This window comes from Pseudomonas sp. B21-035 (genome assembly GCF_024748945.1).
GTDB lineage: Bacteria > Pseudomonadota > Gammaproteobacteria > Pseudomonadales > Pseudomonadaceae > Aquipseudomonas.
The window spans coordinates 125,001-140,638 of sequence record NZ_CP087179.1 but is presented as its reverse complement, the minus strand read 5'-3'; the positions used below and the strand labels follow the sequence as shown (position 1 = coordinate 140,638).

Sequence of the window (15,638 nt, the reverse complement as noted above, 5' to 3'; positions counted from 1 at the left end):
ATCAGGTCCGACTTTTATTGTTTCAGTGCTCCGAGTGAGGCATTCACTCATGCAGTTTCAATTCTGACACTTGGTTGCCGGAAGGAGCACTTACATGCCAATAAAACTAACTATAAAAGTTTTATTCCGCCCACTTACACTTTAAAAACAATCACTACAAATATAATTAACAAAGTTGTTGCCGAATACTTAAAAGTTGTTCTAACTTTTTAATGGCACGGGCCACCTCAACCGCCAAGTGCCCGTTCACCGAAGAAAACGATGCCAGCTGCATCGATACGTCTGCCATTGCGCTGTTATCGAATAATTCAGTCGAGCCCCCTGCTCGGCCGCTGAAAACTTCGCCGCCGCCGATGAAAAGACATTAACCGGATGTTAGCCAGTGACCAGGAAACCCCATGAATACATTGACTTCGCTTCTTATCGCCCGCAAAGCCGAACTTGCCGCACACCCGATCTTTACTGAAATCGATTGTTTGCCGGTATTGCAACGGTTCATGGAAACCCATGTCTTCGCCGTCTGGGATTTCATGTCGCTGACCAAGCGCCTGCAGCAGGAGCTGACCTGTATCCAGTTGCCCTGGCTGCCACCGCTTGACCCGCACGCCGCACGCCTGATCAACGAAATCGTTCTTGGCGAGGAGTCCGACGACCGCCCCGGCCAGGGCCACTACAGTCATTTCGAGCTGTACCTGGACGCCATGCGCGAGGTCGGCGCCAGCACAGCGGCGATCGAGCGCTTCGTCAGCCTGCAGCGTGAAGGCGTGGGTTACGCCAGTGCCCTGCAGCGTGCAGGCGCCAGCGAGGCAGCCCGGCAGTTCGTCTGCCACACGCTGGAAACCGCCCTGGGCGCACCGGCCCATGGTGTCGCAGCAGCCTTTCTGCATGGCCGCGAAAGCGTCATCCCGACCATGTTCCAGCGCATCCTCGATGACTGGGGTATCAGCGGCGAACAGGCGCCCACCTTCCGTTACTACCTGCAGCGGCACATCGAGGTCGATTCCGAAGACCACGGCCCGGCCGCCGAGGCCTTGCTGGCAAGGCTGGTCAAAGGCGACCCGGTGCAACAACGCCAGGTGCTCGAAGCTGCCATTGCCGCCGTCGACAGCCGCATTGCCCTGTGGGACCGCTTGCGCCTGTCGATGCGTGAAAACGTCGTGGAGACCAGCGCATGAACGCCCTCGACTACACCTCCTGTGCCGAGGCCTGGGAGAGCCGGGCGACCATCCGCACCCGGCCACGACGCCTGGTCGAGGATGATCAGCGCCTGATCTACCCGCTCAGCCGCCAGCCGCTGGTGCTCAGCGAAACCTTTGTCCGCGCGTGCCCGCAGCAGCGCGATTTCGCCCTGGCCCAGAGCCTCTACAAGTTCATCAACGACGTGGTGATTTTCGAGACCGAGATCGTCGATCACACCGCCCGGCGGATCGCCAAGGACCGCTTCGCCATTCGCTTTCCGTTCGCCTGCCGCTATGACGCCATGACCGTGGTGGTCGATGAGGACTACCACGCCCTGGTGGCCATGGACTTCATGCACCAGACCATCGCCCTCACCGGCATCGAGCCGATTGCCCTGCCCCGGGAGATCGAGCTGAGCCGGGCGATACCCGCAGCCCTGGCGCTGGCACCGGAACATCTGCGCGACGCCCTTGAGCTGATTTGCGTAGGTATTGCCGAGAACACCCTGACGGACGACGTCGCCGCCTTTGCCCGCGATGACACGGTCAAGCCCTCGGTCAAGGGGCTAATGGCCGACCACCTGCTCGACGAGGGGCGCCACTCGACCTTCTGGGCGCGGTTGGTACGCATCTACTGGCACAGCGCGCCGGAGGCGGATCGCCGGTGCATTGCCGACATCCTCCCGGTGTTCCTCGCCCAGTACCTGACCAACGACATCCAGAAAACCTTCGATTTCAGCCTGATCGAGCACCTGCCGATCGGCGAGACCGCGCGCCAAGCATTGCGCCAGGAGGTAACGGCGATGGCCTACCCGATCGATCACCGGCATCCGCTGCTGGGCAACATCCTGCGCCTGTTCCGCGCCAGCTCGATGCTCGATTCGCCTTGCGTACAACAGGCCCTGGCGCATTACCTGCCCGAACCAAGGAGAGCGCCATGAGACGCCTGCAAATCTGTCTGATCGGCACAAGCCCGGCATTGGCCCTGCTGCACCAGGAACTGCTCGACCATGGGCACGCGCTGTACCTGGCCGATAGCACCGCAGCCTTGCAGCATCGCCCGTGGCCCCGGCCACAGCTGCTCATCGATGATGGCAGCCTGGCGCTGAGTGCCAGCGATTGGCACAGGCTCGGCGACTGCGCGTTGTTGAGCCTGCGCCTGGGGCTCAACCTGCACAGCACTGGCGAACTGCCGACACTTGAGCTGTTGTGCTGGACCGGCACAGCCACCGCGCAGCGGTTGATCGAGCGCCAGCCGCTGGCAGCGGAGGTGTCCGGCAATGGCCAGCAACTGCGCCGGAAGACCATCGACAGCCTGCAGCAAGCCCTCGCGCTGCACGTCAGCCGTTTCTCGCGAAACCCCGACTACCTGCAGCAGGCAGCCGCCATCAGCCCCGGGCAGGAGGACCAGCAACAAGGTCTTGGCTGGCTGGAGCAACTGGCCTGGCTGCATCGCTACAACCAGCACGACAGCCTGCCATTGCTGGCAACTGGCGAAGTAGCGCTGATCGAGCGCCTGCAGCAGAGCCTGCAACTTCATGCCGAACGCCCGGCGCTGAACCTCAACGGCCAGCGCATCAGCTATGCCCGACTGCACGCCCAGGCGGTCGCCATCCAGCAATTGATGGCCGGCTTGGCTATTGACGCCGACCCGCCAGTGATTGGCGTTTGCATGGGCAAATCCGCAGCGCTCTACGCCAGCCTGCTCGCGGTATTCGGCTATGGGGCGGTGTACTTGCCGCTGGATCCTGCGCACCCCGCCGAGCGTCTGCGTTACATCCTCAAGAACGCCGGCGCCAGCCTGTTGCTGCATGACGGTCAAGTCCCAGTGGATGACTTGGCTGTGAAAAGCCTCGACCTGCGCCAGGTGCCCGCAGCGTTGGCGCAGCCGTTGCCGTCATTACTGCGCCAGCGACCGGCGCCAGACGCCCCGTGCGTGGCGATCTACACCTCGGGCACCACCGGCCAGCCCAAGGGCGTGCTGCTCAGCCAGCGTAACCTCAGCCACTTCCAGGCCTGGTACAGCGCTCACGTGCAACTCGATGAGCACAGCCGGGCATTGCAGTTTTCGACCATCGGCTTCGATGCCTCGCTGCTGGACATCCTGCCCACCTGGGTCGCCGGCGGCGAACTGGTGGTGCCCACGCAAGACCAGCGCCGCGACCCGGCTCAATTGCTGGCGCTGATGCGCGAACAGCACGTCACCCACGCCTTCCTGCCGCCAGCACTGCTGAGCATCCTGCCGCGCGATCAAACCCTGGAGTTGAAGCACCTGGTCACCGGTGGCGACGTCTGTGAACCGGAGGTGATTGCACGCCTGGCCGGGCAGTGCCAACTGCACAACATCTATGGCCCGACCGAGACCACGGTACTGGCCACCACCCGGGTGTTCAACACTGGCGACAACAACCGCAACCTGGGTTGCCCGATCGCCAACACGCGGGTGCTGATCCTCGACGAAAACCTGCAACCGGTGATCGAAAACTGCCCCGGTGAGTTGTATATCGCAGGGCCGGGCGTGGGCTTGGGCTATCTGAACAATCCTGCCCTGAGCAACGAGCGCTTCCTCAACCTCAGCCCAGGCGACAGCAGCCTGTTGCGCGTGTATCGCACCGGCGATATCGGCAAATGGACGGCCGAGGGTATCGAGCTTTGTGGCCGGCGCGACAACCAGGTGAAGATTCGCGGCTTTCGCGTCGAGCCCGAAGAGATCGAGCACTGCCTGCGCAGCAGCGGCCTGTTCCGCCAGGTGGCGGTGATCATCGATGCCCAGCGGCGGATCCTGGCGTTCTGCGCGCAAGCCACCGGTGATGACAGCGAAGCGGCGCTGCGCCAGCACGCCGAGCAAAGGCTGCCCGACTACATGCGCCCGGGTTTCTATCAGCAACTGGCGCAGATGCCCTACACCGCCAACGGCAAAGTTGACCGCCAGGCGCTGGCGGCACTGCCGCTGGGTTTGGCGCCGAGCCGGCATCACTTCGGTCCGCTAACCCCGGTCGAAGCGCAGCTGGTTGGCCTGTGGAGCACGCTGCTGGAACTGCCCGAGCAGGACATTTCCACCGACGCCAGCTTCTTCAGCCTCGGTGGCCATTCGATCCTGCTGTCGCGCCTGTTGCTGGCCATTCGCGAACAGTTCGGCCGCGGCATTGCGATCAACCGCTTTATCGAGATGCCGACAGTGCAACGCCTGGCCACCCTGGTCAGCGGTGAACAGGCACAGCTGCCTGGCCTCGACCCGCAAGCTGAACGCGACGCCTGCCGCGAACTGGGCTTGCAGGTGCTGCCAGTGGCGCAACTGGGCGATGTGCACAAGGTGATCGTCACCGGCGCCAACAGCTTTCTTGGCGTGCACCTGGTCGAAGCGCTGCTGCAATGGGGCGCCAGCGAAGTGGCCTGCCTGGTGCGCGCCAACGCCAGTCAGTCAGCCGAGCAACGCTTTAGCGCGGCGCTGGTAGAGAACGGCTTGCATGGGCTGGACATGAGCCGGGTGAAAGTCTTCGCCGCCGACCTGCGCCAGCCGCGCCTGGGCCTGGCCGAAGCCGACTACAACTACCTCGACAGCGAGTACGGCGCGCTGTTGCACAACGCCGCGCAGGTCAACCATGTGCTGGATTACCAGAGCCTCGCCGCCGACAACGTCGAGCCGCTGTTCGAGTGCCTGCGCCTGTGCGAAGGCCGGCGCAAGAAGGTCTTCAATTTCATCTCGACCCTGTCGGCGTGCAGCGCCATCGACGCCGACGGCCAGGTCCTCGAACAAGACCCGGCCGCCACCCCGCCGATCTATATCCGCAACGGCTACAACCTGAGCAAATGGGTGGGCGAGCGCATTCTTCAGCGCGCCCGCGCCCAGGGCGTGTGGGTCAACCTGTACCGCCCCGGCAACATCACCTTCGACAGCCGCAATGGCATCTGCCAGCCCCAGCGCAACCGGTTGATGCTGATGCTCAAAGGCTCGCTGCAACTCGGCCAGGTGCCGGCGCTGGAGCTCAACTTCGACCTGATGCCGGTGGACTTTCTGGCCCGCTTCATCGCCTTCCACAGCAGCCGCTACCAGCCCGAACGGGCGGTGTTCAACCTGCACAACCCCGAGCCTTTGAGCTGGCGCGATTACGTCTCGGTGTTCCGCGACAGCGGCAGGCCATTCGAGCTGGTCAGCGTTGAGCAGTGGCAGCGGCAGTTGCAGCGGGTCGACCGCGACAACGCCCTGTTCGATGTGCTGGGTTTCTACCTGGACGGCTTTGAGGAAGACATCGGCGACATCTCGCGAATCCAGCACGACAACGCCCGCGCCGGCGTCCAGCGCATGGGCGCCCGTTACCCGCGCAAAACCCCGCAGCTGCTGCAACGCGGCTGCCAGTACCTGCACGACATCGCCTTCATCTGAGCAGCTTCAACCCAACCAGGAGAGACACCATGCAAGCACTCCAACCCGACACACTTATCCACAACCCCGAAGGCTGCCACGTAGTGGCCAGCGTCGAGATCGCCAGCGCTGCCGCCAGCGTCTGGAACATCGTCGGCAACTTTGCCGGCTTCCCGGTGTTCATCCCGGCCCTGGCGCACATCGAGATGACCGGTAGCGGCGTACGCTCGGTGCGCAAGAAGCTGTTCAAGGACGGCAACGTGGTCATCGAGCAGCTCAACAGCCGCGACGACCAGGCCATGTACATGACCTGGAGCCTGATCTACACCAGCCTGAACATCGGCAACCTGTGGGCGGCGATGCAGGTCGAGGCGCTGGGCGAGCGTCAGGCGCGGGCGACCTGGACCATCCAGGCCGAGCCATGGCAAGGCGGCAGCGAGGCAATGCCTGGCTTTCAGGCGTTTTTGCAGGGGTTTGCCGATGAGGCAATGAACAATGTGAAGAATTTGCTGAGTTAAACCCGATCGCGGGGCAAGCCCGCTCCGGCAAGAGCGAGCTTGCCCTGATCAACGGTTGCAAAATATTCCAAGGATGCCAACAATGAGACTAATTATCATTTATGACCCCTTCAGCAGCGCACCTTCATGCCCTCTCCAGAGTCCGTGCACACGCTTTACAGCCATCACCACGGCTGGCTGAACACCTGGCTGCGCAGCAAGCTGGGCAACGCCGCCGATGCCGCGGACCTGGCCCAGGACACTTTCGTGCGCCTGTTGCAGCGGCGTGAACTGTTGGAGCTGAACGCCCCCCGGGCATTCCTGCGTACCATCGCTCGCGGCCTGGTGATCGACCACTGGCGCCGTGAGGAGCTGCAGCGCGCCTACCTCGAAGCCCTGGCGCATCTGCCAGAGGCCGAAGTGCCTTCGCTTGAAACCCGCGAACTGCTGCTGGAGCTGCTTGAGCGCATCGCGCAGATGCTCGACGGCCTCAAGCCGAAAGTGCGTCGCGCGTTTCTCCTGGCCCAGTGCGAAGGCTTGAGCCACAAGGACATTGCCGAACAGATGGGCGTGTCGCTGCGTTCGGTCGAACGCTACGTGGCCGATGCGCTCTATCATTGCTACCTGCTGCGCTACGAGTCAGAGGCGTAAGCCGTCATGACCACCCTCAACCCCGGCCCGCGCGTGGTCAAGCAAGCCATCCACTGGATGCTCAAGCTGCGCGAAAGCGGCCACAACGCGCTGCTGCAGCAGCAATGCGAACAGTGGCGTGCAACCCATCAGGAGCACGAGCTGGCCTGGCAACGAGTGCAGTCGCTGCAGCAGGAACTCAACCTGCGCGCCGTGCCAGGGGCCAGTGTGGCCTTGCAGACCCTTGAGAACAGCAGCCAGCGCCTGCAACGACGCCAGGCCCTGAAGCTGCTCAGCGGCGTGCTGGTGCTCGGCTCGGCGACCTGGCTGGGTAAGGACCTGCAGCTAATCAGCCCCTGGACTGCGGATTTCGCCAGCGCCACCGGCCAGCGTCGCAGCGTGCGCCTGCCCGATGGCTCGCTGCTGCAACTGAACACCAACAGCGCCGCAGACCTTGCCTTTGAGGCCGATCAGCGCCTGATTCGTCTCAAGCACGGCGAGTTGATGCTGACCTGCGCCAAAGACACAAGCACCCCGGCTCGACCGTTGCTGGTCAGCACCCGCGAAGCCTTGCTGCAAGGCTTCGACGGCCGCTTCGTGGTGCGCCAGGACGACGACTGCACCCGCGTCAGCGTCAGCCAGGGCAGCGTCGCCATCCACTCGCCAGGCCCGATGCAATGGATTCACGCCGGCCAGAGCTATCGCCTCGATGCCCGCGGCGCGACCCTGCTGCACAATCAGGACATGGATGCCGGCGCCTGGGCCGAAGGGCTGATCGTCACCCGCGACATGCGCCTGGGTGATTTTCTCGCTGAAGTCGGGCGCTATCGCCATGGCTATGTCAGCTGCGCCGACGACATTGCCGACTTGCGCCTGTCAGGTGTGTTCCGCCTTGCAGACACCGACAAGCTGTTGCAACTGCTGCCACAGACACTGCCGATCAAGGTCAGCTATCGCACCCGCTGGTGGGTGCGCCTGGAACGGCTGGCGTGAAGTGATTTTTTTTTTGGCGGGTTTTACCCACGAGTCCGGCTAGGACAGTAAGCGACTCTTTCTGCCCTTACCGACTCTACGGATGCTCTCCATGCGTAATGCTTCGCCCCTGTTGCGGCTCAACAAGAAGAATGATTTTCAACCTTCCTTAGATTCTGCCTGTTCCAGTGTCCTCGGCAAGGCCATCCGCGCCGCGCTGCTCGGCACCGCCCTGGGCATCACTGCGGTGCCGGCAATGACACTTGCATCACCAGCAGGCAGTGTCAGCCAGCAGTACAACATCCCTGCCGGCTCTCTGGATGAGGTGCTCAACCAGTTCGCCCGCCAGGCTCAGATCACCCTGTCGAGCACCCCGCAAATGACCCAGGGCCTGCAGTCGCCGGGCCTGCAAGGCAGCTACGCCACCGACCAGGCGCTGCGCCAGTTGCTCAACGGTTCGGGCCTGGAGGCCGTCAGCCAGGATGGCGGCAGCTATGTGCTGCGGGCTCAGGCACAGGACGCAGCGCTGTCGTTGCCAAGCACCGAAGTGCGTGAGTTCGCCCTGGGTAACGCCCTGGGCAGCATGGAAGGCTACAACGCCACTCACAGCCAGGTTGCGACCAAGACCAGTGCGCCGATCCTGGAAACCTCGCAGTCTGTATCGGTGGTGACCCGTCAGCAAATGGACGACCAGGGCTCGCAGACCGTGGCCCAGGCCATGCGCTACACCCCGGGCGTGCTGACCAACCCTTATGGTGCGACACACCGCTACGACTACGTAGCCATGCGCGGCTTCAACGACGGCTCTGTGGATAACATCTACCTGGACGGCCTCAAGTCCATGGGTGACAGCGGCACCTACAGCACCATGCAGGTCGATCCGTACTTTCTTGAGCGCGTGGACATCCTCAAGGGGCCATCTTCGGTGCTCTATGGCCGCAGCTCACCCGGCGGCCTGGTCGCCCTGACCAGCAAGAAGCCACTGTACGAGGCCTACCATCAGGTACAGGCCACTGTTGGCACCCAGGGCCAGCGTGGTGTCGGTTTCGACTTCAGCGGCCCGCTGGATGACGACAAGCGCATCGCCTACCGTCTGGTGGGCCTGGCCGATCAGTCCGACACCCAGTTCGACCACAACGAGGAAAAACGCTTCGCCCTGGCCCCGACTGTCAGCATCAATTTCAGCGAAGACACCTCGCTGACCCTGCAGGCCTACCTGCAGCACGACCCCGACGGCGGCTATCACGGCGGCGTGCCGGCCGATGGCGCGCTGCACCAGCGCAATGGCCAGCGTATCTCCGATCACTTCTTCGAAGGCGAGCCGGGTGTCGACCGCTACGAGCGCGACCAGCAGTCGTTCGGCTATCAGTTCGAGCATCGCTTCAACGACGTCTTCACCGCGCGGCAGAACTTCCGCTACCTGGACTCGACGGTGAAAATGGACCAGGTGTATGCCTGGGGCTGGACCACGCCGACCAGCAACGAGCTGAACCGCTACTACACCGGCGGCGATGAAAAGCTCCACGCGTACATCATCGACAACATGCTCCAGGCTGAATACTTCACCGGCAGTGCCAAGCACACCACCCTGCTGGGCCTGGACTATCAGCGGCGCAAAACCGTGGTCGACTGGCGCAGTGGCTCGCTGGCGCCGATCAACGCCTTCGACCCGCAGTACGGCAACTCGAAAATCACCTACTACAACCCCACCAGCTACCTGCGTCGGCTGCAGCAGACCGGCGTGTACCTGCAGGACCTGATCGAGCTCGACCAGTGGCGCTTCTCCCTGGGCCTGCGTCAGGACTGGGTGAAGACCTCGGACGAGAACCGTATCGCCGAAGCCAGCCGCCCGCTGGGCACCAGGATCAGCGACCAGCGCACCAAACTGACCGGCCGCGCCGGCGTGCTGTACCTGTTCGAAAACGGCATTGCGCCGTACATCAGCTATTCCGAGTCGTTCAACCCCAACTCCTACGCCGACCAGGCCGGCAATCCGCTGGCGCCGACCGAGGGCACCCAGTGGGAAGCCGGCATCAAGTACCAGCCACCGGGCACTGACAACCTGTTTACCGCTTCGGTGTTCCGCATCGAGCAGGAGAACCTGGCCTCCAAGCTGCCGCAGGAAGAGTTCTATCGTCCTGTAGGCCAGGTCCGTTCCCAGGGCCTGGAGCTGGAAGCCCACATGCAGGTCACCGACAACCTGAAAGTCCTCGGCAGCTACACCTTCACCGACATCGAGTACGCCAAGTCGATGCCAAGCACGCTGTTCGGCAGCGACCTCGACAACAAGGGCAACTCGCCAACCCAGGCACCGCGACACATGGCCTCGCTGTGGGCTGACTACAACTTCCGCCAGGGCGCCCTCGACGGCCTGCGCCTGGGCGGCGGTGTGCGTTATGTCGGCTACAGCTGGGTGGATGCCGAGAACACCATGAAGGTGCCCTCCTACACCCTGTTCGACGCGTCGGTTGGCTATGACCTGGGCAAGGTCGGGCTCAAGGGCGTGGATGTGCGGCTCAATGCCAACAACCTCACCAATGAGAGCTACATCGCCTCCTGTGCCAGCCTGAGTTACTGCTACATGGGCGAAGAGCGCAATGTCAGCGCCACGGTCAGCTACCAGTTCTGACCTCACCTGTATGAACGCCAAAGCCAGCACCTGATTCCGGGGCTGGCTTTGTTGTATCTGGCGACTTATTCCGGACCTTTACCCATGCGTCAGCTTTACGTACTGCTTCACCGCTACCTTGGCCTGATCACTGCGCTGTTTTTGGCCATGGCGGGCCTAACCGGCAGCGTCCTGGCCTTTCATCACGAACTGGATGAATGGCTCAACCCGTCCTTCTATGAAGCGCCCACCGTGGGTGAACGCCGGCAACCCGGGGTGCTTGTGGATAAGTTGCAGGCCGAGCATCCGCGCCTGCAAGTCTGGTACATGGAATACCCGAACGAGCCCGGGCATGCGGCGCTGCTGGCCATGGTGCCGCGCAATGACCCAGCCAGCGGCGAGCCCTATGCCGAGAAGAACACGGTGTTCTATCTCGACCCCGTCAGTGGGTTGACCCTGGGCCAGCGCTACTGGGGTGAATGCTGTTTCTCCCGCGAGAACTTCATGCCGTTCATGCTCGAGCTGCATTACAGCCTGACCCTGCCCGGCAACTGGGGGATTCTGCTGATGGGTGTGGTGGCGATCATGTGGGTAATCGACTGCTTTATCGCCGTGCTGCTGACCTTGCCGCGTGGGCGGCCGTTCTGGGGCAAGTGGGCGAAAGCCTGGAAGATCAAGGGTGGCCATGCCTATCGGCTGAACATGGATATCCACAGGGCGGGCGGTTTGTGGTTGTGGCTGTTGCTGCTGCCGATTGCGATCAGCAGCGTGGCAATGAACCTGCCGGCCCAGGTGTTCAAACCGGCGGTGTCACTGTTTTCACCGATTGAGCCAAGCGTTTATGAAGCCCGTGGCGGGTTACCCAAGGAACAACTGGGGGTGACCCAGCTGAACTATCAACAGGCCTACCAGCTGGCGCAGCAGGAAGGTCAGCGGCTGGGGCTAACGGCACCGATCGGTGAGCTGTACTACAGCTTCGAGTACAACTTCTATGGTGCGGGGTTTGGCCAGCACGATACCGATGCCCAGGGTAAGTCCTGGTTGTTCTTCCACGGCACTGACGGGCATTTGCTGGGCAAGGAGATTGCCGGGCAAGGCACCTTGGGGGAACGCTTTTACCGCTTGCAGTTACCCATACATGGCGGGCGCATCATCGGCATGACCGGCCAGGTGTTGATTGCAGTGTTGGGAGTGATGATTGCGGTGCTGTCGCTGACCGGGGTGTATATCTGGTGGCGCAAGTTGCAGGCGCGGCGCAGTGGCAAGGTGCGAAGAGCTGGGTAAGTCAGCGGCTGTTCTGGGGCTGCTATGCAGCCCATCGCTGGCAAGGCCAGCTCCCGACAGGTCCCTGAAAGACAAAACCCCTGTCTGCAGGGCAGACAGGGGTTTCGGAATGAATCTTGACGATGACCTACTCTCACATGGGGAAACCCCACACTACCATCGGCGATGCATCGTTTCACTGCTGAGTTCGGGATGGGATCAGGTGGTTCCAATGCTCTATGGTCGTCAAGAAATTCTGTGTGCCGATCCGTCTGTTGCGACGTGCCAGCGAATTCTTGATGCTTCTACCTTAAAGACAAAACCCCTACCTGCATATGCAGATAGGGGTTTCGGAATTTAATCTTGACGATGACCTACTCTCACATGGGGAAACCCCACACTACCATCGGCGATGCATCGTTTCACTGCTGAGTTCGGGATGGGATCAGGTGGTTCCAATGCTCTATGGTCGTCAAGAAATTCTGTTGCCAGAAGGTCTTGTTCAGACACTCCAGCGAATCGGGTATGTGATGTTTGTGAGTTACAAATCTTCGGCTGTGCAGTCTTCACAACACCGCAATCTGGCTTTCGCTCAAATTGCTTGGGTGTTATATGGTCAAGCCTCACGGGCAATTAGTATTGGTTAGCTCAACGCCTCACAGCGCTTACACACCCAACCTATCAACGTCGTAGTCTTCGACGGCCCTTCAGGGAGCTCAAGGCTCCAGTGAGATCTCATCTTGAGGCAAGTTTCCCGCTTAGATGCTTTCAGCGGTTATCTCTTCCGAACATAGCTACCCGGCAATGCCACTGGCGTGACAACCGGAACACCAGAGGTTCGTCCACTCCGGTCCTCTCGTACTAGGAGCAGCCCCTCTCAAATCTCAAACGTCCACGGCAGATAGGGACCGAACTGTCTCACGACGTTCTAAACCCAGCTCGCGTACCACTTTAAATGGCGAACAGCCATACCCTTGGGACCGGCTTCAGCCCCAGGATGTGATGAGCCGACATCGAGGTGCCAAACACCGCCGTCGATATGAACTCTTGGGCGGTATCAGCCTGTTATCCCCGGAGTACCTTTTATCCGTTGAGCGATGGCCCTTCCATACAGAACCACCGGATCACTAAGACCTACTTTCGTACCTGCTCGACGTGTCTGTCTCGCAGTCAAGCGCGCTTTTGCCTTTATACTCTACGACCGATTTCCGACCGGTCTGAGCGCACCTTCGTACTCCTCCGTTACTCTTTAGGAGGAGACCGCCCCAGTCAAACTACCCACCATACACTGTCCTCGATCCGGATAACGGACCTGAGTTAGAACCTCAAAGTTGCCAGGGTGGTATTTCAAGGATGGCTCCACGCGAACTGGCGTCCACGCTTCAAAGCCTCCCACCTATCCTACACAAGCAAATTCAAAGTCCAGTGCAAAGCTATAGTAAAGGTTCACGGGGTCTTTCCGTCTAGCCGCGGATACACTGCATCTTCACAGCGATTTCAATTTCACTGAGTCTCGGGTGGAGACAGCGCCGCCATCGTTACGCCATTCGTGCAGGTCGGAACTTACCCGACAAGGAATTTCGCTACCTTAGGACCGTTATAGTTACGGCCGCCGTTTACCGGGGCTTCGATCAAGAGCTTCGCGTTAGCTAACCCCATCAATTAACCTTCCGGCACCGGGCAGGCGTCACACCCTATACGTCCACTTTCGTGTTTGCAGAGTGCTGTGTTTTTAATAAACAGTCGCAGCGGCCTGGTATCTTCGACCGGCATGGGCTTACGGAGCAAGTCCTTCACCCTCACCGGCGCACCTTCTCCCGAAGTTACGGTGCCATTTTGCCTAGTTCCTTCACCCGAGTTCTCTCAAGCGCCTTGGTATTCTCTACCCAACCACCTGTGTTGGGGTACGGTTCCTGGTTATCTGAAGCTTAGAAGCTTTTCTTGGAAGCATGGCATCAACCACTTCGTCGCCTAATGGCAACTCGTCATCAGCTCTCGGCCTTAAGATCCCGGATTTACCTAAGATCTCAGCCTACCACCTTAAACTTGGACAACCAACGCCAAGCTGGCCTAGCCTTCTCCGTCCCTCCATCGCAATAACCAGAAGTACAGGAATATTAACCTGTTTTCCATCGACTACGCTTTTCAGCCTCGCCTTAGGGACCGACTAACCCTGCGTCGATTAACGTTGCGCAGGAAACCTTGGTCTTTCGGCGTGGGAGTTTTTCACTCCCATTGTCGTTACTCATGTCAGCATTCGCACTTCTGATACCTCCAGCAAGCTTCTCAACTCACCTTCACAGGCTTACAGAACGCTCCTCTACCGCATCACCTAAGTGATACCCGTAGCTTCGGTGTATGGTTTGAGCCCCGTTACATCTTCCGCGCAGGCCGACTCGACTAGTGAGCTATTACGCTTTCTTTAAAGGGTGGCTGCTTCTAAGCCAACCTCCTAGCTGTCTAAGCCTTCCCACATCGTTTCCCACTTAACCATAACTTTGGGACCTTAGCTGACGGTCTGGGTTGTTTCCCTTTTCACGACGGACGTTAGCACCCGCCGTGTGTCTCCCATGCTCGGCACTTGTAGGTATTCGGAGTTTGCATCGGTTTGGTAAGTCGGGATGACCCCCTAGCCGAAACAGTGCTCTACCCCCTACAGTGATACATGAGGCGCTACCTAAATAGCTTTCGAGGAGAACCAGCTATCTCCGAGCTTGATTAGCCTTTCACTCCGATCCACAGGTCATCCGCTAACTTTTCAACGGTAGTCGGTTCGGTCCTCCAGTCAGTGTTACCTAACCTTCAACCTGCCCATGGATAGATCGCCCGGTTTCGGGTCTATACCCAGCGACTAAACGCCCTATTAAGACTCGCTTTCGCTACGCCTCCCCTATTCGGTTAAGCTCGCCACTGAATATAAGTCGCTGACCCATTATACAAAAGGTACGCAGTCACCTAACAAGTAGGCTCCCACTGCTTGTACGCATACGGTTTCAGGATCTATTTCACTCCCCTCTCCGGGGTTCTTTTCGCCTTTCCCTCACGGTACTGGTTCACTATCGGTCAGTCAGTAGTATTTAGCCTTGGAGGATGGTCCCCCCATATTCAGACAAAGTTTCTCGTGCTCCGTCCTACTCGATTTCATGACTAAGAGATTTTCGCGTACAGGGCTATCACCCACTATGGCCGCACTTTCCAGAGCGTTCCGCTAATCTCAAAGCCACTTAAGGGCTAGTCCCCGTTCGCTCGCCACTACTAAGGGAATCTCGGTTGATTTCTTTTCCTCAGGGTACTTAGATGTTTCAGTTCCCCTGGTTCGCCTCTTGCACCTATGTATTCAGTACAAGATACTCAGCTTATGCTGAGTGGGTTCCCCCATTCAGAGATCTCCGGATCAAAGTCTGTTTGCCGACTCCCCGAAGCTTATCGCAGGCTACCACGTCTTTCATCGCCTCTGACTGCCAAGGCATCCACCGTATGCGCTTCTTCACTTGACCATATAACCCCAAGCAATCTGGTTATACTGTGAAGACAACATTCGCCGAAAACTTGTAATTACTCACAAATTTTACCTTAGCCTGAACACACACCAGTGAAAGTGCTGTCCAGTCTATCTTTCTATCACATACCCAAATTTTTAAAGAACGATTCTGAAAAAGTTCAGAAATCAATATTCGATACGAATATTCATTTCTAAGCTTTGACGTAAGGTGGTGGAGCCAAGCGGGATCGAACCGCTGACCTCCTGCGTGCAAGGCAGGCGCTCTCCCAGCTGAGCTATGGCCCCGTATTGCTACAGGCTGCACCACATGTAATTGGTGGGTCTGGGCAGATTCGAACTGCCGACCTCACCCTTATCAGGGGTGCGCTCTAACCAACTGAGCTACAGACCCAATCGTCTTCTTCAATGAATCAAGCAATTCGTGTGGGAGCTCATAAGACAGCTGATGTCTGTCGATTAAGGAGGTGATCCAGCCGCAGGTTCCCCTACGGCTACCTTGTTACGACTTCACCCCAGTCATGAATCACACCGTGGTAACCGTCCTCCCGAAGGTTAGACTAGCTACTTCTGGTGCAACCCACTCCCATGGTGTGACGGGCGGTGTGTACAAGGCCCGGGAACGTAT

8 protein-coding genes, 2 tRNA genes and 4 rRNA genes (1 of these 14 only partly in view) are annotated in these 15,638 nt (G+C 59.7%); 8 read left to right on the top strand and 6 right to left on the bottom strand.

Annotated features, from left to right (window positions below; all coding sequences use genetic code 11):
* Window positions 1–398: 398 nt before the first annotated feature.
* The 8 genes from LOY22_RS00655 to LOY22_RS00620 all read left to right on the top strand — a co-directional run bounded on the left by LOY22_RS00655 (window position 399) and on the right by LOY22_RS00620 (window position 11,532).
* On the top strand, window positions 399–1,175 hold the full coding sequence (locus LOY22_RS00655) for a DUF3050 domain-containing protein (RefSeq protein WP_093377496.1): 777 nt from the start codon (window positions 399–401) through the stop codon (window positions 1,173–1,175).
* Window positions 1,172–2,119 carry a diiron oxygenase gene (locus LOY22_RS00650; protein ID WP_045197937.1) on the top strand — a complete coding sequence of 316 codons (948 nt, stop codon included), beginning with the start codon at window positions 1,172–1,174 and terminating at the stop codon, window positions 2,117–2,119. Before LOY22_RS00655 ends, LOY22_RS00650 begins: the two co-directional genes overlap by 4 nt.
* Complete coding sequence (locus tag LOY22_RS00645; RefSeq protein ID WP_258595757.1) at window positions 2,116–5,562, top strand: non-ribosomal peptide synthetase; 3,447 nt, start codon at window positions 2,116–2,118, stop codon at window positions 5,560–5,562. The genes LOY22_RS00650 and LOY22_RS00645 overlap by 4 nt, the downstream gene beginning before the upstream one ends.
* Window positions 5,563–5,591: 29 nt before the next feature.
* A complete protein-coding gene (locus tag LOY22_RS00640) occupies window positions 5,592–6,059 on the top strand; it encodes an SRPBCC family protein (protein WP_093377504.1) in 468 nt (155 codons plus the stop codon).
* A 126-nt stretch (window positions 6,060–6,185) separates the two neighbouring features.
* Window positions 6,186–6,689 carry a sigma-70 family RNA polymerase sigma factor gene (locus LOY22_RS00635; protein WP_258595755.1) on the top strand — a complete coding sequence of 168 codons (504 nt, stop codon included), beginning with the start codon at window positions 6,186–6,188 and terminating at the stop codon, window positions 6,687–6,689.
* A 6-nt stretch (window positions 6,690–6,695) separates the two neighbouring features.
* Window positions 6,696–7,661, top strand: coding sequence for a FecR domain-containing protein (locus LOY22_RS00630; protein ID WP_093377513.1), 966 nt, complete (start codon window positions 6,696–6,698; stop codon window positions 7,659–7,661).
* 91 nt (window positions 7,662–7,752) lie between these two features.
* Complete coding sequence (locus tag LOY22_RS00625) at window positions 7,753–10,269, top strand: TonB-dependent siderophore receptor (RefSeq protein ID WP_093377518.1); 2,517 nt, start codon at window positions 7,753–7,755, stop codon at window positions 10,267–10,269.
* An 84-nt stretch (window positions 10,270–10,353) separates the two neighbouring features.
* A complete protein-coding gene (locus tag LOY22_RS00620) occupies window positions 10,354–11,532 on the top strand; it encodes a PepSY domain-containing protein (protein WP_093377521.1) in 1,179 nt (392 codons plus the stop codon).
* Window positions 11,533–11,646: 114 nt separating this feature from the next.
* On the opposite strand, the gene rrf (LOY22_RS00615) is transcribed toward LOY22_RS00620, so the two are convergent.
* From rrf (LOY22_RS00615) to LOY22_RS00590, 6 genes are all read right to left on the bottom strand, one after another.
* Window positions 11,647–11,762 (bottom strand): 5S ribosomal RNA (rrf, locus tag LOY22_RS00615).
* Window positions 11,763–11,872: 110 nt separating this feature from the next.
* A 5S ribosomal RNA gene (rrf, locus tag LOY22_RS00610) occupies window positions 11,873–11,988 on the bottom strand.
* 135 nt (window positions 11,989–12,123) lie between these two features.
* Window positions 12,124–15,008, bottom strand: a 23S ribosomal RNA gene (locus LOY22_RS00605).
* A gap of 214 nt (window positions 15,009–15,222) precedes the next feature.
* Window positions 15,223–15,298: transfer RNA gene (locus LOY22_RS00600), tRNA-Ala, on the bottom strand.
* A 29-nt stretch (window positions 15,299–15,327) separates the two neighbouring features.
* Window positions 15,328–15,404, bottom strand: a tRNA-Ile gene (locus tag LOY22_RS00595).
* A 66-nt stretch (window positions 15,405–15,470) separates the two neighbouring features.
* Window positions 15,471–15,638 (bottom strand): 16S ribosomal RNA (locus LOY22_RS00590); it runs 1,369 nt beyond the window's last position.
* Together the 16S, 23S and 5S rRNA genes with 2 tRNA genes alongside form the textbook arrangement of a ribosomal RNA operon.

Excerpts from the sequence above, each read along its gene's own strand:
- LOY22_RS00640 (WP_093377504.1), top strand. The coding sequence starts at position 5,592 with ATGCAAGCACTCCAACCCGACACACTTATCCACAACCCCGAAGGCTGC.
- LOY22_RS00635 (WP_258595755.1), top strand. The coding sequence starts at position 6,186 with ATGCCCTCTCCAGAGTCCGTGCACACGCTTTACAGCCATCACCACGGC.
- LOY22_RS00620 (WP_093377521.1), top strand. The coding sequence starts at position 10,354 with ATGCGTCAGCTTTACGTACTGCTTCACCGCTACCTTGGCCTGATCACT.
- LOY22_RS00645 (WP_258595757.1), top strand. The coding sequence starts at position 2,116 with ATGAGACGCCTGCAAATCTGTCTGATCGGCACAAGCCCGGCATTGGCC.
- LOY22_RS00625 (WP_093377518.1), top strand. The coding sequence starts at position 7,753 with ATGCGTAATGCTTCGCCCCTGTTGCGGCTCAACAAGAAGAATGATTTT.
- LOY22_RS00630 (WP_093377513.1), top strand. The coding sequence starts at position 6,696 with ATGACCACCCTCAACCCCGGCCCGCGCGTGGTCAAGCAAGCCATCCAC.
- LOY22_RS00650 (WP_045197937.1), top strand. The coding sequence starts at position 1,172 with ATGAACGCCCTCGACTACACCTCCTGTGCCGAGGCCTGGGAGAGCCGG.
- LOY22_RS00655 (WP_093377496.1), top strand. The coding sequence starts at position 399 with ATGAATACATTGACTTCGCTTCTTATCGCCCGCAAAGCCGAACTTGCC.